This is a genomic window from Methylorubrum rhodesianum (genome assembly GCF_014199985.1).
GTDB classification, from domain to species: domain Bacteria; phylum Pseudomonadota; class Alphaproteobacteria; order Rhizobiales; family Beijerinckiaceae; genus Methylobacterium; species Methylobacterium rhodesianum.
In genome coordinates, this window is sequence record NZ_JACHOS010000005.1 from 266,339 (window position 1) to 286,241 (window position 19,903).

The window sequence follows — 19,903 nt, forward strand, 5'->3', positions numbered from 1 at the left end:
AACTCTCCGGCGGCCTCGCGACTTTCCCAGGCATCTGTGTTGTACGAGGACCGACGCTTCATGACGCTTACCGCCCGCCTCACCCTCGGCCTGTCGATGACCGGCCTCCTCCTGGCCGGGCCCGCGCTCGCTTCACCCTGCTCCGACCGGATCACCAAACTCGACGGCCGGGCCAAGGCCGAGGCATCGGAATCGATTGCGGCTTCGACCGGCAGCAAGACCGTCGCCGCCCACCGCGAGGGCGAGGGACAGACGGGCACCGGCGGCCAGACCGACCAGCGTGAGGCCCCCCCGGAGAAGTCGGCGGAAGCCGGCAAGGGCGGCGATCAGGCGCAGCAGGCTCGGGTCGCTCTTGAGGAAGCCCGGGCTGCCGACGGCAAGGGCGACGCCAAGGGCTGCGAGGAGGCCGTGGAGCGGGCTGAGAAGCTGATCAACGCCAAGCCGTGACCCGGCACGGGGCGCGGATCGCGCTCCGCTCGGTCGAACCTGTCGACAGGATCTTTGGAATGGAAAGGCATGGCGCGGCCGGGCCTTTCCATTTTTCGTTGCGGACCCAACCTTCCCACATTGCCGACACCGTCGTCTGCAATCGCGCATTGCTCGCGCGAAACCCGCATCTCGGGAACCTTGAGACGTCCCTATGACCGAGATTTCGCCGGAGGCCCTGGACCTCCGGCTCCGCCAGCAGGCGATCCTGTCCGATTTCGGTGTCGAGGCCCTGCGCGCCACCGAACTTCTTCCGCTGCTGCAACGGGCGACCGAACTCTGCGCGGAGGGGATGCAGGCGCAGTTCTGCAAGGCGCTCGAATATCAGCCGACGCAGGACGTGCTGCTCGTCTGTGCGGGCGTCGGCTGGGAGCCAAACTGCGTCGGCCGGGCGGTCATCGGTGCCGACCTCGCCTCGCCCGCGGGCTATGCGCTCAAGACCGGACAGCCCGTCATCTCCAATCATCTGGAGAACGAGACCCGCTTCCGCACGCCGGAGCTGATGGCGAGCCACGGCATCCGCCGCGCGGTCAACGTGCTCATCACCAATCGGGAGGGCCATTACGGCGTGCTGGAGGTGGACGACACGCGCGAGGGCGTGTTCGGCCCCGCCGACATCGCCTTCATGCAGGGCTTCGCCAACCTGCTCGGCAGCGCCATCGAACGCCAGCGCTCCGAGGCGCAGCTCAAGGTCGCCCTCGAGCGACAGGACCTCTTGAGCCGCGAGATGAGTCACCGGGTCAAGAACAGCCTTGCCGTGGTGGCGGGGCTGCTCGCGCTCCAGACCCGCGGCACCGAGAACGAGGACGTGAAGCGTGCGCTGTCCGATGCGCGCACCCGCGTCGAGGCGGTCGCTCAGGTCCACGATCAACTCTGGCGCCAGCCGGACCTCACCCGGATCGACGTGGCCGGCTTCCTCGAAGCCTTGTGCGAGAAGCTGACGGAGAGCGCCGGCGCCCACGCCCTGCGCTGCAGGGCCGCCGCCGTGACGATGCCGGCCGATCTGGCGATCCCGCTCGGCCTGTTCGTGAACGAACTGGTGACGAACGCGATCAAGTACGCCTATCCCCAGGGGCAGGGCGAGATCCGCGTCGGGGCGGTGATGCGCGAGGATGGGGGGCTTACCGTGTCGGTCTGCGACGACGGCATCGGCCTGCCGCCGGGCTTCGATCCCCTCAAAGCGAGAGACAGCCTCGGCATGCGCGTGGTCGGCAACCTCGCCCGCCAGCTCGACGGTGCGCTGACGCTGAAACCCGGCAAGGGCGCGCAGTTCGAACTGCGGATGGCCCCGCGCGGCTGAGTCGGAACCGGCGCGTGGCCGGTCCCGCCATTCGATCGACGATCAGTTGCCGCCGGCGCCGCTGCTTCCGCCGCCGCCGCTGCCCTGCGGCACCGCGCGCGAGGGCTGGTTGGCATTGCCGCCCACCGCCGAATCGGTCTGCACCGTATCCGCTCCGGTGCTGCCACGCGGAACCGTGACGTTGGTATCGGCACCCGTGTTGTTCTGGCCGCCCGTGACCGGCGCGCCGGGCCGCGGCGCCGTCGGCGCAGTGGTCTGGGCAAAGGCAGGCGCGGCGAAAGCCAGTGTCGCGGCCAGGATCAGAGTTCGCATCAAGTCCTCTCGTCCGAGTAAGGTGATCGCCCCGTCAGCGTCCGATCGGACGCAGCGGCGATCCTGTGCCCGAACAACCACGCAAACGCGGGTTGGCTCCAAAAAAGTCTTGCGAACAATATGTTCGCGTTCTTTCGACGAACCGTCGTGTCGGCATGATCGAGATGCGATGAACGGGGGGATCAGAGTGACACGCCACACGACGACGCTTGCCCAGCTCACGTCTTCGCGGATCGGCCGGAGTTGCACCCTCCGCGCCACCGCGCTGCTGCTCCTCGCGCCGGCTCTTCTACCGCAGGCGGGCGCCTCGGCGCAGGAGGCCGCTCGCCCCTCCGGCGACTGGCCGGCCTTCGGGCGCGACGCCACCAACACCCACCACTCGCCGCTGACCCAGATCGATCGCGGCAATGTCGCGCGCCTGCGCCCGGCCTGGATCTTCCAGACCGGCGTCACCGGATACTTCCAGGCCGAGCCGGTGGTGGTGGAGGGCGTGATGTACGTCTCGACCACGGGCAACCATGTGGCGGCGCTGGAGGCGAAATCCGGCCGGGTGCTGTGGACCTACAGCCACCGGGCACGCACGGAAAAGATTTTCGGGCCGCCCTCGAACAGAGGCGTCGCCGTCTCCGGCGGCCTCGTCTTCGAGGCCACCATGGATGGCCGTGTCATCGCGCTCGATGCGAAGACGGGCCGGCTCGTCTGGGACCGCGAGGCGGTGCGCCCCGAGGAGGGCGAGACCGAGACCGCCTCGGCCCTCGCGGCAACCTTGAGCGACAAGCCGGTCCAGGGATCGAGCCGGCTGGGTTTCAAGATGCCGCCGCTGGTGGCCGAAGGCCTCGTCATCGTCGGGGTGACGGGCGCCGGCTACGGCCTCCATGTCGAGGACGAGAAGGGGGGCCTCGACGGCGGCGCGGTGGTCGGGATCGAGGGCGGCTACGGCCGGCGCGGCTGGCTCGCGGCCTACGACGCGAAGACCGGCGAGGAGCGGTGGCGCTGGTACGTCACCAAGGCCGACGGCTGGGAAGGCGCCTTCGCCGAGCGGACGCCGGACGGAATCCCGCTCAACCGCGACATCGCCGCGGAACGAGCCGCCGCGCCGTGGCACGCGGAAGCCTGGAAGGTCGGCGGCGGCTCGCTCTGGATGACGCCGGCCTACGATGCCGATCTGGGCCTGATCTATCTCGGCACCGGCAATCCGGCACCGCAGAATTTCGGGCTGACCCGGCCAGGCGACAACCTCTACACGATGAGCCTCGTGGCCCTCGACGTCAGGACCGGACAGCTCCGCTGGCACTTCCAGCAGGTGCCGCACGAGCAGTGGGGCTACGACGTGGCAAGCCCGCCCTTCCTGCTCGACTATCCCACCGCGCAAGGCCCGGTGAAGGCGGTGGCGCAGGCGAGCAAGCTCGGCTGGATCTACGTCCACGATCGCGCGGACGGTGGGCTCCTCGGCAAATCCGCCCCGCTCATCACGCACAAGAACCTGTTCGTGCCGCCGAGCCCGGAGGGCACGGTGGTCAGCCCGGGCCCCCTCGGCGCGGTCTCCTGGCATCCGGTGGCCTACGATGCGGGAAGCGGCCTCGCCTTCGCCCAGGTGCGGCACGGAGCAGCGACCTATACGGTGAAGACGGCACCGGCCGCCGGCGGGCGCGGCGAGATCCGCTACACCGAAACCGGCGAGGCGAGGGGCGAGCCGGCCTACTCGACGCTGACGGCGGTCGATCTCGCCCGAGGCGGTGCGGTGGCGTGGTCGCGCAAGGCCGGGAGCCGGCTCTCCGGCGGCACGCTCGCCACCGCGGGCGGCCTCGTCTTCTCGGGGGAGGAGGACGGGCATCTCGATGCCCACGACGCACGGACCGGCGAGATCCTGTGGCGCTTCCAGTGCGGGGCCGGGATCGGCGGGCCGCCGGTCACCTACACGGTCGAGGGCCGCCAATACGTGGCCGTGGCCGCGGGCGGCGCCTCCTTCACCAAGGCGTCCGGCTTCGGCACCGGCGACGCCCTCGTCGTGTTCGCGCTGCCCGAGTGACCCGGGCCGCGGGTGCCGGCCTCACTCGGCCGCGTCGGCGTCCTCGTCCCCCGCGGCCGGCTCCTGCGGTTCGGCCGCGTCCTCCGGCGTCTCGTCGGCGGCGGCGCGCGGCGTGCCGGCCGCGTAGAAGTCGCCCCGGCGCACCGCCTCGCCGCTATTGGCCATGACGCTGAGATAGGTGTTGAGCGTGTTCGGCGCGACATCGGGCAGGCGCCGCGCGATCTCGGCATGCGACAGGCCCTGCGGCCCGGCACCCTCCAGCAGGGCCTTCAGCCGACCCTTGGCCGAGTTGGCTCGCGGCCCGCGGCTGCCGCGGCCGCCGCGCCCCGATCGCGCCTCGGCGGAAAACGTCTGGGCGGTCGCGCCCATGCCACTCAAGGCATCCTCGAGGGGCGCTCCTTCCACGATCGCCGCGAGCGACTTCTCTGCCACCCGGAGCTTGGTCAACTCGGCGGAGACGCGCTCGTACTGGTCCTGGAGATCGGCCATCCGCTGCCTGACATCGGTCAGGGCCTTGGCCAGCGTATCGCCTTCGGACATGACGGAACCTACCCCTCTCGGCACGAAGAGGCCTACAGCCATAGCCCGAGGCCGTCGTCAACAGAGCGACGTCGGAGGCGTGTTTCAGCCCAGCCGAGGTCGCAGGGATCGCTTCGACCGGCCTCAGCCGCGGGCGGTCTGGGCCGGCGGCGGCAGGAGCTTGCCCGATTGGTAGTCGAGCGGATGCGGCTTCGGCGGGGGCGCGTCCGGATTCTTGCTCCAACCCCGCCGCCCCTCGGAGAGGCCGCATTCGACGAAATGAACGAGCGGGTTGCAACCGCTCTCGCGCACGTCCGGGTTGGCCCGCAGGTAACCCTCCGTGCTGAAGCCGGCGCTCGGGTCGCGCCCCTCCCGCCAACCGTAGTGGATGTAGTGGACCAGCGGCCCCTGCGGGAACGCGCGCACGTCCGGGTACCAGTAGAGGTAGTAGATCGGATCGAAGCCCGGCAACGGGGTGCGGACGATCGAGGACGGCGCCCGCCGCGTCGTCAGGGCTTGCAGGTTCGCCTTCTTCAGAAACTTCTTCACGACGCGCACGGCTCAAGGACTCGCTCGGAACGGGCCGCCCTTCATCCGCGGATTGCCCATATCTGTCCAGCGTCGCCGGTCGACATTCGCGGACGAAGGGCGTCATCCTTGACCCTCACGGCTCACGGGCATTCGGCGGTGCGGCCTGAGGACACTCGGGCGGGCGCGGCGCTGCACCGGGCCGCGGAGGGTCGCACGCCGTGCCGGCCGGCAACTTGGCCGTGTCCCGGCCGGAATCGGGCCCAACGCCGGTGCTGCGCAGCACGACGACCGTGACCGCGACGAGTGCGAACAGCAGGACGGCAACGAGAGCGATCGGGCGGAAGCGGGTCATGGGGCGCGTGATCCAGCGAAGCGATACCGGCGTATCCGCCCGCGCTGGCCGACCGTTCCCGGTTCAGGTTGCGATCGTGGCCAGGGATCAAGGCGGTTACCGCCGATCGACAAGCCTCACCCCGGTTCCCGAGGACGCGGGTGCCAAGGTCCGGTAGAAACGGTTCACAGAGCGAAATCCGGGTAGACCAAGCAATCAAAACCGGGCAAAAGTGGCAAATCGCGCAAAGAACGCGAGGGCTGTGGAGACGGTGAGATGCGGCGGCGGGTCGTCCTGCCCGTGGGGCTGACGCTTGGCGTGAGCGTGCTCGGTGCCCTCGCGCTGACGGAAGCCGGATCCGGCCTGCGTGTCAGCGCCGGCCCTGTGTTCTCTGACCTGCACGACCGATTGTCCAGCGCGATGGCGCCCGCGGCGCATCAGCCGCCGGCCCAGATACGTCCGTCGGTCAGGGTCGCCGTCGAGAGCGGCCGGGCCATCGTACGCCTGAGCGACGAGGAGCAGAACCGGATCGGGGTCGAGACGGCACGGCACAAGCGGACGACCCATCGCATCGAGGTGCAGGCCTTCGGCTCGGTCCTCGACCTCGCCCGGGTCACGGAACTCACCAACAGCTACGCCAGCGCCAAGGCGCATTTGCAGACCGCCGAGGCGAAGGCGGAAGTCTCGCGGGCGGCCTTTGTCCGGGCACGCAGCCTCGGCCAGTACGCGACGAAGGTTCAGCTCGAGACCACCGAGGGCGCCTTCCGCACCGACGAGGCGGCGCTCGCCGCGGCGCAGTCCCAGCTCCGTACCCTCGCGGCCACCGCGCAGCAGGAATGGGGCACCGTGATCGGTCGTGCCATCATCGAGCGCTCGCCCGTGATCACCCGGCTGATCGAGCGCACCGACTTTTTGGTACAGGTGACACTGCCGCCCGGCGAGACCCTGAAGGCGCCGCCGGCCATCGCCCATGCCGAGGTCCCGCCACAGAGCGAGCGCGTCGCCCTGCGCTACGTCTCGCCCGCGACCCGGACCGACCAGCGCATCCAGGGGATCAGCTACTTCTACACCGTGACCGGCGACAGCGGGCTTCTGCCGGGCATGAGCACGCTGGCCTACCTGACCTCCGAGCGGGAGACGAGCGGCATCGCCGTGCCCGAGAGCGCGGTGGTGCATTGGCAGGGGAGCGCCTGGATCTACCGCAGCGTCGGCGACGACGCGTTCGCCCGCCATCCCCTCAAGCCGGACGCGCCGATCTCGGCCGACGCCTATGTCGTGGACGACCTCGGCCCGGAGGCGGAAATCGTCGTTTCGGGCCCGCAGGCCGTCCTCTCCGAGGAGCTGAGAGGGCAGATCCAAGCCTCCGACGCGGACGACGACTGAGCATGCTCGACCACCCGTCCGCACGCCGGCTGGCGCGAGACGACGCGCCCACGGCCCCTCCGGCCCCGGCACCGGCGGGTCTCCAATCCGCCCTGGTCGCCTTCGCGGTGCGCCGGCCCGGCATCGTCCTGGCGCTGGTCCTGGCGCTTGCCGTCTACGGCGTGGTCGCCCTCGGTTCAGCCAAGTACGACGTCTTCCCGGAATTCGCCCCGCCCACGGTGACGGTGCAGACCGAGGCGCCCGGCCTGAACCCGGAACAGGTCGAGGTGCTGGTGACCCAGGCCCTGGAGGTCGCGATCGGCGGCCTGCCGGGGCTGGCGACGATGCGCTCGAATTCGATCCAGGGCCTGTCGGTCATCACTGCGACCTTCGCCTCCGGCAGCGACATCTACCGGGCGCGCCAGCTCGTGAACGAGCGGCTGGCATCAGTAACGGCCCGGTTGCCGCAGGGTGTGCTGCCGCCCACCATGACGGCGCTGACCTCGTCGACGAGCTCGGTGCTCCTCCTCGGCCTGAGCTCGCCGACGCAGTCGCTGATGGACCTGCGCACGGTGGCCGACTGGCGCCTGCGCCTGCGCCTGCTCGCGACGCCGGGTGTCGGCGAGGTGCTGGTCTACGGCGGCGACCTGCGCTCGATCCGCATCCAGGTCCGGCCGCAGGACCTCGTCCGCTTCCGCATCGGTCTGAACGACGTGCTCTCGGCCGGTCGCAAGGCGACGGGCGTGCGCGGGGCGGGTTTCGTCGACACGGTCAACCAGCGCATCACCCTGCAGACCGAGGGGCAGTCGCTGACGCCGGAGGCGGTCGCGCGCACCGTGCTCATCAACGAGGGCGGCGCGAGCGTGGTGCTCGGCGACGTCGCCGACGTCGTGGCCGGTCCGGAGCCGGCGATCAGCGCGGCGTTGGTCGACGGCAAACCCGGCGTGCTGCTGATGGTCGGGGCTCAGTACGGCGCCAACACCCTCGACGTGACGGCGGGGGTCGAGGCGGCGCTCGCGGAGATGCGCCCGGGACTGGAGCGCGACGGCATCACCCTGCGCACCGACCTGTTCCGTCCGGCGAACTTCGTCACGCAGGCCACCGACAACGTGGTTCAGGCCCTCGCGCTCGGCGGCGTTCTCGTGGTCGTCGTGCTGTTCGTCTTCCTGGCCGATTGGCGAACGGCGCTGATCAGCGCCTCGGCGATCCCGCTGTCGCTGATCGGCGCGGTGCTGATGCTCGGCGCCTTCGGCCAGAGCCTCAACACCATGACGCTGGGCGGGCTCGCCATCGCCATCGGCGAGGTCGTGGACGACGCGGTGATCGGCGTCGAGAACGTGATGCGCCGCCTGCGCGAGAACCGATGCGCCGCCGTTCCCCTGTCCGGGGCGCGGGTCGTGCTCGACGCGATCCTCGAGGTGCGCGTCTCGGTCGCCTACGCCACCTTCGCGGTGCTGCTCGTGTTCCTGCCGGTGCTGGCGCTCACCGGCGTGCCCGGCCGCCTGTTCGCGCCGTTGGCGCTGGCCTACATCCTCGCCGTGCTGACCTCGCTCGCCGTGGCGCTGACGGTGACGCCCGCGCTGGCCCGCCTGCTCCTCGCCGGGCGCACCAACCTGCCGGCTCGCGAGCCGCCGGTGAGCCGCCGTGTCCGCAGCGCCTACGCCCGCGGGCTTGCCCGGCTCAACCGTTACCCCGGTCTGGTCCTGGCCGGCAGCCTTGCCCTGACCGTTGCGGCGGCCCTGCCGGTTCCGTTCTTCGGCGGCGTGTTCCTGCCGGACCTGAAGGAAGGGCACCTCATCCTGCACATGGCTTCCGCGCCCGGGACCTCCCTGCAGGAGACGCTGCGGCTCGGCGAGCGCCTCACCGCCGGGCTGAAGGCGGTGCCGGGCGTCCGCGCGGTGGCCCAGCAGGTCGGGCGCGCCGAGGCCGGCTACGATCTGGGCGGCACGCATGACAGCGAGATCCATATCGATCTCGAGCCGGGTCTCGACGGCGCCGGGCAGGAGCGGGCGGAGGCCGGCATCCGCGCGCTGATGGCGGCCACGCCCGGAGCGAGCTTCTCGCTCAAGACCTTCCTGACCGAGCGCATCGAGGAGGTCGTCTCAGGGTTCACGGCGCCGGTCGTCGTCAGCATCACCGGCACGAATCTCGACCGGATCGAGGCCACCGCCCGCGACGTGGCGCGCGAACTCGCCGAAGTGCGCGGCGCGGCCGACGTCCAGCTCAAGTCGCCGCCGGGCCTGCCGCAGGTCAATGTCAGTCTGCGGCCGACCGATCTGCGCCACTGGGGCCTTGACGCGATCGAGGTGCTGGAGATCGTGCGCACGGCCTATCAAGGCGACATCGTCGGTCAGGCTTACGAGGGCAACGCCGTGTTCAACGTCGTCGTCGTACTCGAACCGGCCGTGCGCACCCGCCTCTCGACGCTCGGCAACCTGCCCCTGCGAACGCCGAGCGGCAGCTACATCCGCCTCGCCCAGGTGGCGGACGTCTACGAGACCGCCGGCCGCTACGCCGTCGGCCATGTCGGCGCGCAGCGGGTGCGGGTCGTGACCGCGAATGTGGAAGGGCGCGACGTCGCCTCGTTCACCGAGGCCGCGAAACGCAAGATCGCCCGCGAGGTCGCGCAGCCCTCGGGGATCGACATCGGCTTCGGCGGCGCCGCCGAGACGCAGGCGAAGGCGCGGCGCGAACTCGCACTCTACACAGGGCTCGCCGGTCTCGGGATCGTGCTGCTGCTCCTCGTCGTGACGGGTTCGCTGACCAATCTCGCCCTCGTCCTCGTCAACCTGCCCTTCGCCTTCGTCGGCGGCGTGCTGGCGGTGGCCGCGAGCGGCGCGGTGATCTCGCTCGGCTCGATCGTCGGCTTCGTGACGTTGTTCGGCATCTCGCTGCGCAACACCATCATGATGATCGCGCATTACGAGCACATGGTGCTGGTGGAGGGCCGCGCGTGGAACGAGGGGGCCGCGATCGAGGGGGCGGCCGACCGCCTCGTGCCGATCCTGATGACGTCCCTCGTCACCGGCCTTGGACTGCTGCCGCTGGCGCTCGGTGCGGGTGAGCCCGGCCGCGAGATCGAGGGGCCGATGGCGCTCGTGATCCTCGGCGGCCTCGCGACTTCGACGGTGCTCAACCTCGCCGTGCTGCCGATGCTGGCCCTGCGGTTCGCCCGGTTCAAGGCCGCGGACACCGCGCTGTGATCGTCGTCTCGGTCTCAGAGTTCCTGACCTGACGCGGCCTCGGCCGGGAGGATCGCTTCGCACTCCCCGAAAATGACTCCGGCGCCGTCAGGCGCCGGAGGATCGTGTAGCACATCCGTGTGTCCCATCGGGCCGGCTCAGAAGGCGGCCTGCCGGGTCCTCACGTCCGTGGCGGGGGTGACGATCCACTGGACCGAGCCGGGGAGGGCGAAGCCGCCCTGGCGGTGGACCGAGAGATCGCTGGTGGCGAGCCCCCGGGTCTCAAGGGTCAGTGCGCCGACCGTCTTGACGTTGTGGGCGATGCCGGTCTCGTCGGCGCGGGCGGATGCCGTCGCGAGGGCGGTGAGAGCCAGGGCGGCGACGGTGAGCGAAACAAGGGTCTTGGACATCGTGATCAGCCTCTTTTTTCTCGGCGGCGGGCTCCCCGTCGCCTTGTGAGACTGTATGTGCTGGGTCGTAGGCTATGAATCAAATGGATCGATTTCATAATGCGCATCGATCACGTGCATCTTTCCCGACTCGACCTCAATCTGCTGGTCGCCCTCGATGCGCTGCTGACCGAACGGAGCGTGACCCGCGCGGCGGGGCGGATCGGCATCAGCCAATCGGCGATGAGCCATGCCCTGGCGCGGCTGCGCACCACCTTCTCGGATGAGCTGCTAACGCGGGGCCCCGACGGCATGCGGCCGACGCCGCGGGCGCTGGCGCTGATCGCGCCGGTGCAGGCGGCGCTGTCTCAGATCCAAGAGATCACGGCGCCACCGGACGCCTTCGATCCGGCGACAGCCGACATCACTTTCACTCTCGGCATCCCGGACTCGACCGAGGTGCTCTTGATGCCGACCCTCATCGCGCATCTGCAGGCGGTGGCGCCGGGTGTGAAGCTTTTGCTGCACACGGTCGATCGGCACCGGATCCTCGACGATCTCGATACCGGCCGCGTCGATCTCGGCATCGGGGTGTTCGAACAGGGTCAGACGCACCACAAGCGGCGCATCCTCAACAAGGAGAGCTACCTCTGCATCTTCAACGCCGACCTCGTCGGGGTGACGGCGCCGATCTCGCTCGACGACTACGTGCGGCTGCCCCACCTGCTGACCAGCCTCGTGGAGAGCGCCCATGGGGTCGTCGACGATGCGCTGGCCAAGATCGGCCGCAAGCGCGTCATCGCCCTGACCTCGCCGCGCTTCTCGGTGATGCCGTTCGTGGTGCGGCAGGCCCCCGTCATCGCCACGATGCACGCGCGGCTGGCGCGCTTCTTCGCCGACAGCATGGGCCTGACCGTGAGTCCGGCGCCGATCGCGCTGCCGGACGTCTCGATCTCGATGATCTGGCACGCATCCAACGACGCCGTGCCGAGCCAGCGCTGGTTGCGGGAGACGATCGTGAGGCTGCGCCGGCCGGGGCCGACAGCCCCCGCTCCAGAGGCATCGTGATCGTGGAGGCCATCGGAGGGAGACGCTGCCGGCTCTCAGTGACACGCGTCCCCGGTCAGGTTCGAAGGCAGCCGCGAGGCTCGAAGAGCACCAAGAAGGACGGACGATGCAGCTGCCGCGCAGATGGTTGCGCGACGGTCCAGATGTTGCCACCCGCGCTTCCGTTCGGCCCCTCCTCGGCGAGGAATCAATCAAAGATGCCGCAGGAATAAGGACAGGCCGACCTTGGTCAGGCAGTCATGTTATTGTTCCAAAAATTTGGCACGGCACCGGGGGCTGCTTCGAGGAAAGGCCTGCAGCGATGATCAGTAAGCTACCGACCGATTCACGGACTTCCGTTACGCTACACGAAGCCGCTGTCGGGCGAACCGCAATCGGGGCTCTCGCGGTTGGAGCGGTGGCCCTCGGTGCGCTGGCCGTAGGAGCCTTCGCGATCGGACGGCTTTCGGTCGGGCGAGCCCGGATCGGCCGCTTGGAGATCGGCGAGTTGACGGTGGACCGGCTCCGCATCCGGCGGGAGGAGTGACGCCCACCTCCCTCGGCGGTCGTCGATCGGCCCCGATCAGGCCGAATCGCCGACAGCGAGCCCCGAAGGCCGCTCGAACAGGAACTTGCGAGAGGGTCTGCGAAACGGCGGCAGATCAAGAAGGCTGGAGCAGCCCTAGCCCGTTGCAGAATGATGGTCGGAGTGGCCGGACTTGAACCGACGACCCCCTGTCCCCCAGACAGTCCCTGTTTATTGGAAAATAATACGTTTTTTGCAAAAGACCTGAAATCAGCCCCTATAACTATCAATGGCTTGGACCGCTTCTGCAAAGCGGATTTGGTGGCCAAAGTCACGCGCGGTAGGGTCCGTGCATGGCTGATTCCTCCCCCACCGTCGGCGAGCTCTTCAAGGCCAAGGCCGTCACCGACGAGCAGGTTGGCGCGCTGGTCGATGCGGTCCTGGCCGGGAAGTTCGAGGACCGGGCCGAACTCGCCGAGGGCTACATGCTCGACGTGGCCGCGGCGGTGAAGGCGAGCGCGTTCGCGACCTCTGTCCTCGCCGACGAGACGAGCAAGCCCGGCGCGCGGCGGAATGCGGCCCGGACCGCAATCCTGCTGGCGCGGGCTGAGAAGGCGTGAGCGATCCCGACGCCGAAGTCTGGCGGCACACCTTCAACGAGCCCGGCCCTGACTTCGTCCTCGAGGTTCGCGGCATGACCGTCGGCCGGATCTACCGCAACGACACGATCCCAGCCCCGCCGCGCTGGTTCTGGACGATCACCTGCGTGCGCCAGTTCGTCGGCATGACGAAGCCGAGCAGGACCGACAGCGGCTTCGTCCATACGAAGGAGGAGGCGGTCGCGGCGCTGCGGGCCGCCTGGGCGCTGGAGCGTGACTGGCGGGCCGAGATGCGAAAGCTCACCGCTCAAGATTACGGCGGCATGACGCATTGGGTCGCGCTGGTCGCTTGGGAGGGCTACGAGCGGCCCGCCAACAGCGCGCACGAAAAAAGCCCCGAGGCCGAAGCCCCGGGGCGATGCGTTGACGGATGTTAACGGCGGGGATCAGTCGGGCCGGCGCCCCGTGATCGCCTGCAGCATCTCCCGGCGGGTCGCGGCCATCTCCTCGCGCATCGATGTCACCAGGTCGTCGATGCGGCGCTCCATACGGGTGATGACATCGCCGGTCACGTAGGTTCGGGCGACTTCGACCTTGAAGTTGTGCAGGGCCTCGGTCTGGGCCGCGATCTGGATCTTTACCGCCGCCATGTCGATCGTCAGCGGGGACACCGCGTCCTTCGTGCCGGCGCGCAGCTTGCCCGTGATCCAGTCGACGAGCTTGCCGAGTCCGACGAGGAACAGCGCGAACGCCACGACGTGCGCCCAGGTGATCGGGCCGGGCGAGAGGAACGAGGTGTCCATCGGATCAGGCCTTCAGCAGGCGGGCGGCGCCGGCGCGGGCCAGCGTCGTGAGGGGTGAGGAGACGAAGAAAGCCGTCAGGATGGTGGCCTCGATCGCCACGTACTCGGGCGGCAGCGGCTCGATGGGCCAGCCCAGCGCGAAGGTCTTCGAGAGGCAGATCGCCCCGAAGTGGATCGCGGGCGGAATGCCGATGCCGTAGATCAGCCCCTTGAAGGCGGGCGCGATCGCCGCCTTCGCCTGGTTCGCGACGATCTCGGCCTGGACGACTTGCACCGCGACGTCGCGCTGGGTGTTCTGCCCGTTCTCCATCCCCTTGAGGATGGGTTGCAGCACCGAGTTGCCGAACACCTTGATCAGGCCGGAGCCGACGGTGCCGAGGAGGCTTCCGACCGGGTTGGAGAGCCAGCCGAGGAGGTTCATCGGGGCGGCTCCCGTGCCGGCAGCGTCGCCAGCTTCGTCGCGTAGGCGCGGGCGGCGAGCCGGGCGACCGCGAGGAAGGTCGCCACCTTCGCGCCCGGCAGCCACTCAGGCAGCAGCGGCGCCAGATCGACACCGGGGAGCGCATCGAGGACGTCCGGCAGCGCCATGATGCCGGCAAGTAGGTAGACCCGCTTGCCGGCGGCCGCACGCCAGCAGCGGCGCAGGCCGAGCCGGGCCCGCGCGAGGAGGGGGCGGCGTGCCATGGTCAAGCCTTCCGAAACGAGGTGTGGATCAGGTCGTAGAGGCCGGCGAGGCCGGAGCGGACCGCGCCGCCAGTCGCCTGGACGCCCGAGCGAACAAGCCCGCCGGTGGGGGCGGGCTGCGGGGCGGGCGAGGGCGGAGCGGTGGGGATCACCGAATGCCCGGCGGCGCGCAGCGCATCGACGAACTTCCCGCACTGGCCGGCGATCATCTCGTCCTTGTCGGTGCCGTTGATGATGCGCCGGGCGCCGACCGGGTCGTAGCGACCGCCGCCGAAGTAATCGGCGAGCTTCTTGCCGGTGAACCAGCCCTCGACCATGCCGTAGAAGAGGATCGCCGCCGCCACGTCGAGCCGCATCGCGAGCTTCGGCGTCTTCACCAGGTCCTCGTCGGCCCGCAGGTAGCCGAGCTGCCGCAGCCGCGCGGTCGCCTTCGCGTAGTTCGTCTCCCAAGTGAGCTGCACGAAGCCGCGGCCCCAGAAGCCGGTCGGCCCGTAGGACTTCCCCTTGCCCCGGCCGTATTCCTCGATCGGCTGCATGGTGCGCGCCGTCTCGTGGAAGGTGGTCGCCAGCGCGTAGCCGAGCGACGTGGTGCCGAGCAGCGACGGCGCGGCGTCGAGGATCGCCTCGAGGCCCTTGAACTGCGCGTCCTTCAGGCGCCCGCCGAACAGGGATGCGCGCACGGCCGCGTAGAAGGCGGCGCGGTTCAGGCTCGCGGCCATCGTGGTCTCCGGGGGGTTGGGTGGACGAGTTCTTGACCGGCTCTTGATCCGGGGCCGCCCGATCGGCCGGAAGGCTCAGCGGATCAGAGGCTTAGCGGGTGGACTAGATTTGACCCGGTTTTGATCGACTAGGCCGGAAGGCGTCGGAGGAGGGACACGCGCACCCGGGCAAGCCCGCGCTGCGTGATGCCGAGGGCGCGGGCCGCGCCGAGCGAGAGGTCGATCAGCCGGCCAAGCCGGGGATGCGGGCCGCGGTCGTTGACCCGCACGTCGATATGCCGGCCGGTGACCAGATCGGTGACGCGCACCGGAGTGCCGAGCGGCAGGGTCCAGTGCGCGGCGCCGAGCGCCTCGGGGACGAAGCGGCGGCCGTCTGCGCGGAGGCGGCCGGACTCGTGGCCGTAGAACGAGGCGGTTCCCGTCCAATCGGCGCGGGCGGGCGTCACGCTGAGCACGAGGCAAGCGAGAGCGGCCCGCACCGCGAGGCGTTGCAGGAGCATGGTGGGTCCGATTGTCGAGGAATCAGGCTCGGGCCGGGTGGCGCGGCGAGCGGCTTAGGTCAGTCAGTCGTCAGAAGGCGGACATCTGCGTGCGAAGCCAGCCGGACGTGGTTTTGCGGTACATATACGGCCCGCTGAAGATGACGTCGCCAATCGCCCCGCTCGTGTCGCCGGTATTGGCCGGCGCGGGTCGGTCCGGCGAATTGAAGAAGGGGAACTGTGCTCGACCGGCCTGCCCGGTGCTGCCATCGTCAGTCAGGCGATAGACTTCCGCTCCGTTGACGCGGGTCTGCCAGAAGCCGTCGATCCAGCGGGTGACGCGCGTGCCGGACCCCTCCCACGCGATGTCATGGCCCGCCGCCATCCGAAAAACGGGTGCGCCGTTCCGGGCAGTCGCCTGAGAGAAGTCAATGCCAGCTTCCGTGAACGACAGCGCGTTGTTCAGGATCTTGCGGGCATAGCTCCGGGTGCCCTCCGCCCCGCCGTCGTTCGTGCCGATGCCGAAGACGGAGTTGATCCCCATCGCCGCGCCGGCCTGATTGTACTTGCTGAACAGCATGTGCAGGCCGATGCGGATGCCGCCCGGATCCGCACCGTTGGCGTACATATCCCACTCACCGATCACGAGCGGGCCATCGAGATCCGAGGGCTGACCGGTCTGGCTGGTGGCCTCCTTGTAATCGGCCCAGATGGTCGCGCGCGGACCGTGTCCGTCGTTCAGAGCATCGGCCGGACGCACGGCGAGCGCCGAGCACGCCGTATGCTGCCCGATGCCGTAAGCCTTGCTGGAAAGGGTCGCGTTGAAGGCCCAGCCGTAGTTCTTCGGCGCGACCGCCCCGATGATCTGGTTGATCTTCAGAGCGTTGACGACGGCGCCTTCCGTGCCGCCGGCCTGATCCATGTTCTGGTCAATGCGCAACACAGGCGCATCGTCGGCGTTGGTCGATCCGACGCCGAGATACTTTCGACCGTACAGGGTCGTCTCGACGGTATCCTTGCCGATGGAGGTGACCGGCGTCGTGCCGTCATAAGTGTTGCCCTGCATCCGCCACAGGACCGGGGAGGCAGGGCCGCCACCGGGCAGCGCATTGAAGCGACCGTCCGGCACGTCGATGATGCCGCCGGCCGGCGCCGCAGCGCGCGCAGCGGAGAAACATGCCGAGTCGTCAGTCCCGTCGAGCTTGGCCCCGTAATCCTTGACCGAGCGGATGTCTCGATCGGAGAGGGGGCGCGAAACGGCACCGGCGCCCGAGCGCCGAGCGGACATCTTCGACACATCGCCGGTCGAACCGTCGGCCAGGATGCGACGGCCGCCCGGGGTCTGGCCGTCCTGAAGGTGAAGGGTCTCGGTGCCGACCACGAGTTCGCGGGGCGGACCGATATAGGCGTCGATCGCCGCCTGCGACGGCAGATCGGTGGCGCCAATGCCGGCGAGCTGACGGGCCTGACGGGGCATCACACGTTCCAATCGTTGGTGGAGTTGGGATCGGAGTCGAAGTTGAAGTCGAAGATCACGCGGCCGACTTGGGCCGCGTAGGCGGCGGCGTTGGCGGCGAAGACTGCGGCTTCGATCGCGCGCTGGTCGGCCGCGCTCGCATTCAGGGACGCCGCATCGCGCGCGGCTTCGGAGACGGCCCTTGCGGCGGCGGACGCCTCCGCCTCGGCCCGAGCTTTCGCGGCCTGCTCGGCGCCGATGCGCTCCACGATCGGAACCTGAGCTTGCGCTCGCTCCGCCGCCGTCTGGGCCGCCACTGTCGTCTGGGCGGGGCTCGCCTTGATCGCGAGGCCGCTTGACCAGTCGGCGAAGCTGCCGGACCGCTTGATGTAGAGCGTCCACTCCGGACCGGTCGGGAGGTCCGACACGGCAAGGAAGGTCGTGCCCTGCGGGTAGGCGTCGTAGGCGCTGCGCTGCGCCAGCGTGCCGGTGAAGTCGGGCGTGACGCCCGTGGTGCCGGGACCACCGAGCTGCGTGCCGAGCCAGATGCCGCGCGTCGCGTCGTAGACCACGCGCTGCAACGAGTCCTTCTGCAGCGCGCCGTCGGCGAGCGGGCTACCGTTGGCGTCGCGCCACTGCGCGAGGGGGCTTCCGTCGACGCTCAGCGTCGGAGCATTGGGCCCGGTCCGGTCCATGCGCAGAAGCAGCGAGAGACCGTCGAACAGGCGGATCATGCCGTCCGGGCTCTCGACCGTGAAATCCGGGCCGGTGCCGGCGGTGAGCAGCACGACATCGCTCAGCGAGACGATGGTCGAGGTGCCGTTGCGTTCGACGCGAACGCCGGGGCCGCCCCGGACATCGACCGGAGCAGAGGGCAGAGACAGGGCGGGGATCATGGAGGCTCCGAAGCGATCAGCGGAGTTCGACGGGCTCGTCGAAGACGAGCGCGGTCTCGGGGCCGACCGTCATCAGCACGCGCACGTCGTAGACGCCGGGCGGGACGCAGGCGGACCAGCCGGCGGGGAACAGCGCCTCGACGATGCCGGGGTTCGAGACGAAGAGCGTCCCGGCCGATGTCGAGGCCGTGAGAAGCGGGTGCGGATCGTGGACGCCACAACGGCGGTCGCGCGGCACGACCTGGACCGTCACGTCGGACGCCGCCGAGAAGTCGATCAGCCCTGCCTCGGTGAGGTCGAGCCGTCCGTCGGGGGAGCCCATCCGCAGCACGAGACGGAGCCGCCACTGCCCGCAGCGCGAGGCGGCGCCCAGAGTGTTCAGGAACGCCATGCTCAGAGCTTCAGAAAGAAGGTGCCGAGCCGGATCGGCGGGAGGTTCGACACCGACTGGCCGCCGCCAGGGTTCGAATGCGAGACGGTGAATTCCTTCGCGCCCGGCGGGGCGGTATCGGAGTTCTTCACCCCCCGCAGCATGTCCGGGAGCGATGTCGACGCGCCTGCATCGCCGAAGGCGATGGGCTGAACCTTGTCCGGGGCAACATACTGATGCGCCGGGTAATCGACGGTCACCTTCCCATCGGGCAGGAGCGCCGGCAGGTTCCTGCTCGAAAGCGTCGAGAGCGCATCGCCGCCGATCTGGCCGGGGGTCTGGACGTCACCGAAGAACGAGAAGCGCGCCAGGACGGGGCCGGTCGAGCCGGCGGCCGCGGGCTGCGAAAGCGTGATGACGTTGCCGTTGAGGTCGGCGATCGTCGTTCCGGCCGAGATGCCGGCTGCGATCACCGACATACCAATCGCCAAGCGGTCGCTGCTGAAGGCGGTCGCATTGGTTGAGCCGGCGGTCAGGTTGAGCCCGGTGCTCGTCTGAAGCCGGTTCGCCGGACCCGTCCCCATGTCGTCGAGGCCGCCCGGCAAGAGGCCCTGCATCGTTGGAATGCCGATGACCTTGCCGGCCGCGAAGTCGTCGCTCGCCGAGGCACCGCGGCCACCGACGACCGGCGCCATGCTGTCGGGGAAAGTCAGCCAGAGGTACAGATAGAGGTTGCGGGTGTCGTTGCTGCCGCGTTCGGAGGCACCGGACTGACCGTTGCCGATCGTGCCCTGATTCATCCGCACCCAACCCGGCTGTACCGAGTTGTCGAGGCGCCACTTCACGTCGCCGGTCCGGGCGCGGGCCGTCGGATCGTCAGTCCCCTCGGGATCGGTCGGCTCCGTGGGCGGGATCGGCTCCCCGAGCCCATCGTCGTTCCACAGCAGACCCGCCGACAGGGAATAGACCCACTCCTTGTAGAGGCCCGCCGGCAGGTAGACGCGCGGGAATCGACCCGTCGCATCCGGTGCCACCTCGGCAGGATGCGGCTGCGTCCGGCCCGAATCCGCGTACACCGCGAGCGGCACGTCGGAGCCGGCCTCGAAGAAGCGCGCACGCACGTCGAGACGCGGGCGCCCGTTCAGGTCGAGCACCTGCTGCCGCGAGAGCGGCCAGAAGATTGTCATGAGTGGCGTCCGAAACGACGAAGCCCCGCACGGGGGCGGGGCTCGGTCAGGGCCGGCGCGTAGGGCGCGGCACGGTGATCAAATCGCGGGTTTTGCCCGACGGGTCAAGGGGCGGAGGCTCGGCTCACCGCAGCATATAGCGTGACGCGTCAACCACAGGCTCAAAATTCGATGGCAATGGATCGCCAAGCGCCTCGACGACATGGCAGACCCGTGGTTGCAGTGTTCGTGACGCTAAAACAGCGTCGGGGGAACGTCCATGCGCATCGTCATCGCTGTTGCCTTGTTCGCGGCTACCATAGGCACCGCACAGGCCCAATATTACGGTTACGGCTCCAACAGTCGGAGCAATAGCGTCAGCGGATACACGACCAATAATGGCACCTACGTGGCGCCGCACTATCGGACCAATCCAAACAGCACGCAGTACGATAATTATAGCACGAGCGGAAACTACAACCCGCACAACAACTCATATGGTACGCGCATTCCGCGCTACTGAACGGCTCGCCCAGCATGGCGGCACATGATAGCGTGCCGCCATGCCCCGCCGCTTCTCACAGCCGCTCTGGTACGTCGCGCAGATCGCGGCCATCGCCGGCCTGACCTATCTCGGAACCGGTCGAACAGAGGAAAATCCCCCGCCACTGACGCCTGGCCTCCTTGTCGTCGGCTTCGGCATCTCGGTGGTTTTCG

The 19,903-nt window shown here is 69.2% G+C and carries 23 protein-coding genes; 9 read left to right on the forward strand and 14 right to left on the reverse strand.

Annotation, left to right across the window (positions count from 1 at the left end; genetic code table 11):
• The first annotated feature begins 60 nt into the window (after positions 1-60).
• Both HNR01_RS09720 and HNR01_RS09725 read left to right on the forward strand, forming a co-directional pair.
• Complete coding sequence (locus HNR01_RS09720) at positions 61-447, forward strand: hypothetical protein (protein ID WP_183667555.1); 387 nt, start codon at positions 61-63, stop codon at positions 445-447.
• Between the two features lie 193 nt (positions 448-640).
• Complete coding sequence (locus tag HNR01_RS09725) at positions 641-1,786, forward strand: sensor histidine kinase (RefSeq protein ID WP_017483583.1); 1,146 nt, start codon at positions 641-643, stop codon at positions 1,784-1,786.
• Between the two features lie 42 nt (positions 1,787-1,828).
• On the opposite strand, the gene HNR01_RS09730 is transcribed toward HNR01_RS09725, so the two are convergent.
• Positions 1,829-2,098 carry a hypothetical protein gene (locus HNR01_RS09730; protein ID WP_017483584.1) on the reverse strand — a complete coding sequence of 90 codons (270 nt, stop codon included), beginning with the start codon at positions 2,096-2,098 and terminating at the stop codon, positions 1,829-1,831.
• A gap of 187 nt (positions 2,099-2,285) precedes the next feature.
• Between HNR01_RS09730 and HNR01_RS09735 the strand changes: the two genes are divergently transcribed.
• Positions 2,286-4,127: a pyrroloquinoline quinone-dependent dehydrogenase gene (locus HNR01_RS09735; protein WP_183667556.1), complete on the forward strand. Its 1,842-nt coding sequence runs from the start codon at positions 2,286-2,288 to the stop codon at positions 4,125-4,127.
• Positions 4,128-4,148: 21 nt separating this feature from the next.
• On the opposite strand, the gene HNR01_RS09740 is transcribed toward HNR01_RS09735, so the two are convergent.
• The 3 genes from HNR01_RS09740 to HNR01_RS09750 form a co-directional block, all read right to left on the reverse strand.
• The gene (locus HNR01_RS09740; protein ID WP_017483586.1) at positions 4,149-4,667 is read right to left on the reverse strand and encodes a hypothetical protein; all 519 of its coding nucleotides are present in this window, start codon (positions 4,665-4,667) and stop codon (positions 4,149-4,151) included.
• Positions 4,668-4,790: 123 nt separating this feature from the next.
• Positions 4,791-5,204 (reverse strand): hypothetical protein, encoded by a 414-nt coding sequence (locus HNR01_RS09745; protein ID WP_017483587.1) that lies wholly within the window; start codon positions 5,202-5,204, stop codon positions 4,791-4,793.
• 106 nt (positions 5,205-5,310) lie between these two features.
• Complete coding sequence (locus tag HNR01_RS09750; RefSeq protein WP_183667557.1) at positions 5,311-5,529, reverse strand: molecular chaperone-like protein; 219 nt, start codon at positions 5,527-5,529, stop codon at positions 5,311-5,313.
• A gap of 255 nt (positions 5,530-5,784) precedes the next feature.
• On the opposite strand from HNR01_RS09750, the gene HNR01_RS09755 reads away from it, so the two are divergent.
• Together HNR01_RS09755 and HNR01_RS09760 are read left to right on the forward strand one after the other, a co-directional pair.
• Positions 5,785-6,891 carry an efflux RND transporter periplasmic adaptor subunit gene (locus HNR01_RS09755; protein WP_183667558.1) on the forward strand — a complete coding sequence of 369 codons (1,107 nt, stop codon included), beginning with the start codon at positions 5,785-5,787 and terminating at the stop codon, positions 6,889-6,891.
• A gap of 2 nt (positions 6,892-6,893) precedes the next feature.
• On the forward strand, positions 6,894-10,073 hold the full coding sequence (locus tag HNR01_RS09760) for an efflux RND transporter permease subunit (protein WP_183667559.1): 3,180 nt from the start codon (positions 6,894-6,896) through the stop codon (positions 10,071-10,073).
• A gap of 137 nt (positions 10,074-10,210) precedes the next feature.
• Here the strand turns inward: HNR01_RS09760 and HNR01_RS09765 are convergent, their stop codons facing one another.
• The gene (locus HNR01_RS09765) at positions 10,211-10,462 is read right to left on the reverse strand and encodes a hypothetical protein (protein WP_183667560.1); all 252 of its coding nucleotides are present in this window, start codon (positions 10,460-10,462) and stop codon (positions 10,211-10,213) included.
• Positions 10,463-10,561: 99 nt separating this feature from the next.
• Here HNR01_RS09765 and HNR01_RS09770 point away from each other — a divergent pair, with 99 nt between their 5' ends.
• The 3 genes from HNR01_RS09770 to HNR01_RS09780 all read left to right on the forward strand — a co-directional run bounded on the left by HNR01_RS09770 (position 10,562) and on the right by HNR01_RS09780 (position 13,050).
• Positions 10,562-11,509, forward strand: coding sequence for a LysR family transcriptional regulator (locus HNR01_RS09770; RefSeq protein ID WP_183667561.1), 948 nt, complete (start codon positions 10,562-10,564; stop codon positions 11,507-11,509).
• A gap of 858 nt (positions 11,510-12,367) precedes the next feature.
• A complete protein-coding gene (locus HNR01_RS09775; protein WP_183667562.1) occupies positions 12,368-12,634 on the forward strand; it encodes a hypothetical protein in 267 nt (88 codons plus the stop codon).
• Positions 12,631-13,050 (forward strand): hypothetical protein, encoded by a 420-nt coding sequence (locus tag HNR01_RS09780; protein ID WP_183667563.1) that lies wholly within the window; start codon positions 12,631-12,633, stop codon positions 13,048-13,050. The genes HNR01_RS09775 and HNR01_RS09780 overlap by 4 nt, the downstream gene beginning before the upstream one ends.
• Positions 13,051-13,059: 9 nt before the next feature.
• On the opposite strand, the gene HNR01_RS09785 is transcribed toward HNR01_RS09780, so the two are convergent.
• From HNR01_RS09785 to HNR01_RS09825, 9 genes are all read right to left on the reverse strand, one after another.
• Positions 13,060-13,416, reverse strand: a complete 357-nt coding sequence (locus tag HNR01_RS09785) for a hypothetical protein (protein WP_183667564.1) — start codon at positions 13,414-13,416, stop codon at positions 13,060-13,062.
• 4 nt (positions 13,417-13,420) lie between these two features.
• Positions 13,421-13,837, reverse strand: coding sequence for a hypothetical protein (locus HNR01_RS09790; protein WP_183667565.1), 417 nt, complete (start codon positions 13,835-13,837; stop codon positions 13,421-13,423).
• Positions 13,834-14,100, reverse strand: a complete 267-nt coding sequence (locus HNR01_RS09795) for a hypothetical protein (RefSeq protein ID WP_183667566.1) — start codon at positions 14,098-14,100, stop codon at positions 13,834-13,836. The genes HNR01_RS09790 and HNR01_RS09795 overlap by 4 nt, the downstream gene beginning before the upstream one ends.
• Positions 14,101-14,102: 2 nt before the next feature.
• On the reverse strand, positions 14,103-14,819 hold the full coding sequence (locus HNR01_RS09800; protein WP_183667567.1) for a lysozyme family protein: 717 nt from the start codon (positions 14,817-14,819) through the stop codon (positions 14,103-14,105).
• A gap of 128 nt (positions 14,820-14,947) precedes the next feature.
• Positions 14,948-15,319 carry a septal ring lytic transglycosylase RlpA family protein gene (locus HNR01_RS09805; protein ID WP_183667568.1) on the reverse strand — a complete coding sequence of 124 codons (372 nt, stop codon included), beginning with the start codon at positions 15,317-15,319 and terminating at the stop codon, positions 14,948-14,950.
• Between the two features lie 70 nt (positions 15,320-15,389).
• Positions 15,390-16,775 carry a hypothetical protein gene (locus tag HNR01_RS09810; protein WP_183667569.1) on the reverse strand — a complete coding sequence of 462 codons (1,386 nt, stop codon included), beginning with the start codon at positions 16,773-16,775 and terminating at the stop codon, positions 15,390-15,392.
• A complete protein-coding gene (locus tag HNR01_RS09815; protein ID WP_183667570.1) occupies positions 16,775-17,650 on the reverse strand; it encodes a hypothetical protein in 876 nt (291 codons plus the stop codon). The genes HNR01_RS09810 and HNR01_RS09815 overlap by 1 nt, the downstream gene beginning before the upstream one ends.
• 16 nt (positions 17,651-17,666) lie before the next feature.
• Positions 17,667-18,041 carry a hypothetical protein gene (locus tag HNR01_RS09820; RefSeq protein WP_183667571.1) on the reverse strand — a complete coding sequence of 125 codons (375 nt, stop codon included), beginning with the start codon at positions 18,039-18,041 and terminating at the stop codon, positions 17,667-17,669.
• A 2-nt stretch (positions 18,042-18,043) separates the two neighbouring features.
• The gene (locus HNR01_RS09825; protein WP_183667572.1) at positions 18,044-19,207 is read right to left on the reverse strand and encodes a hypothetical protein; all 1,164 of its coding nucleotides are present in this window, start codon (positions 19,205-19,207) and stop codon (positions 18,044-18,046) included.
• A 259-nt stretch (positions 19,208-19,466) separates the two neighbouring features.
• On the opposite strand from HNR01_RS09825, the gene HNR01_RS09830 reads away from it, so the two are divergent.
• Positions 19,467-19,709 (forward strand): hypothetical protein, encoded by a 243-nt coding sequence (locus HNR01_RS09830; RefSeq protein WP_183667573.1) that lies wholly within the window; start codon positions 19,467-19,469, stop codon positions 19,707-19,709.
• Positions 19,710-19,903: the final 194 nt, after the last annotated feature.

What these genes read in the sequence shown, in the direction of transcription:
- HNR01_RS09740 (WP_017483586.1), bottom strand. Translation starts at nt 4,667, where the DNA reads ATGTCCGAAGGCGATACGCTGGCCAAGGCCCTGACCGATGTCAGGCAG.
- HNR01_RS09800 (WP_183667567.1), bottom strand. Translation starts at nt 14,819, where the DNA reads ATGGCCGCGAGCCTGAACCGCGCCGCCTTCTACGCGGCCGTGCGCGCA.
- HNR01_RS09795 (WP_183667566.1), bottom strand. Translation starts at nt 14,100, where the DNA reads ATGGCACGCCGCCCCCTCCTCGCGCGGGCCCGGCTCGGCCTGCGCCGC.
- HNR01_RS09720 (WP_183667555.1), top strand. Translation starts at nt 61, where the DNA reads ATGACGCTTACCGCCCGCCTCACCCTCGGCCTGTCGATGACCGGCCTC.
- HNR01_RS09770 (WP_183667561.1), top strand. Translation starts at nt 10,562, where the DNA reads ATGCGCATCGATCACGTGCATCTTTCCCGACTCGACCTCAATCTGCTG.
- HNR01_RS09755 (WP_183667558.1), top strand. Translation starts at nt 5,785, where the DNA reads ATGCGGCGGCGGGTCGTCCTGCCCGTGGGGCTGACGCTTGGCGTGAGC.
- HNR01_RS09730 (WP_017483584.1), bottom strand. Translation starts at nt 2,098, where the DNA reads ATGCGAACTCTGATCCTGGCCGCGACACTGGCTTTCGCCGCGCCTGCC.
- HNR01_RS09810 (WP_183667569.1), bottom strand. Translation starts at nt 16,775, where the DNA reads ATGCCCCGTCAGGCCCGTCAGCTCGCCGGCATTGGCGCCACCGATCTG.
- HNR01_RS09750 (WP_183667557.1), bottom strand. Translation starts at nt 5,529, where the DNA reads ATGACCCGCTTCCGCCCGATCGCTCTCGTTGCCGTCCTGCTGTTCGCA.
- HNR01_RS09815 (WP_183667570.1), bottom strand. Translation starts at nt 17,650, where the DNA reads ATGATCCCCGCCCTGTCTCTGCCCTCTGCTCCGGTCGATGTCCGGGGC.
- HNR01_RS09820 (WP_183667571.1), bottom strand. Translation starts at nt 18,041, where the DNA reads ATGGCGTTCCTGAACACTCTGGGCGCCGCCTCGCGCTGCGGGCAGTGG.
- HNR01_RS09760 (WP_183667559.1), top strand. Translation starts at nt 6,894, where the DNA reads ATGCTCGACCACCCGTCCGCACGCCGGCTGGCGCGAGACGACGCGCCC.
- HNR01_RS09725 (WP_017483583.1), top strand. Translation starts at nt 641, where the DNA reads ATGACCGAGATTTCGCCGGAGGCCCTGGACCTCCGGCTCCGCCAGCAG.
- HNR01_RS09790 (WP_183667565.1), bottom strand. Translation starts at nt 13,837, where the DNA reads ATGAACCTCCTCGGCTGGCTCTCCAACCCGGTCGGAAGCCTCCTCGGC.
- HNR01_RS09775 (WP_183667562.1), top strand. Translation starts at nt 12,368, where the DNA reads ATGGCTGATTCCTCCCCCACCGTCGGCGAGCTCTTCAAGGCCAAGGCC.
- HNR01_RS09785 (WP_183667564.1), bottom strand. Translation starts at nt 13,416, where the DNA reads ATGGACACCTCGTTCCTCTCGCCCGGCCCGATCACCTGGGCGCACGTC.
- HNR01_RS09830 (WP_183667573.1), top strand. Translation starts at nt 19,467, where the DNA reads ATGCGCATCGTCATCGCTGTTGCCTTGTTCGCGGCTACCATAGGCACC.
- HNR01_RS09805 (WP_183667568.1), bottom strand. Translation starts at nt 15,319, where the DNA reads ATGCTCCTGCAACGCCTCGCGGTGCGGGCCGCTCTCGCTTGCCTCGTG.
- HNR01_RS09765 (WP_183667560.1), bottom strand. Translation starts at nt 10,462, where the DNA reads ATGTCCAAGACCCTTGTTTCGCTCACCGTCGCCGCCCTGGCTCTCACC.
- HNR01_RS09825 (WP_183667572.1), bottom strand. Translation starts at nt 19,207, where the DNA reads ATGACAATCTTCTGGCCGCTCTCGCGGCAGCAGGTGCTCGACCTGAAC.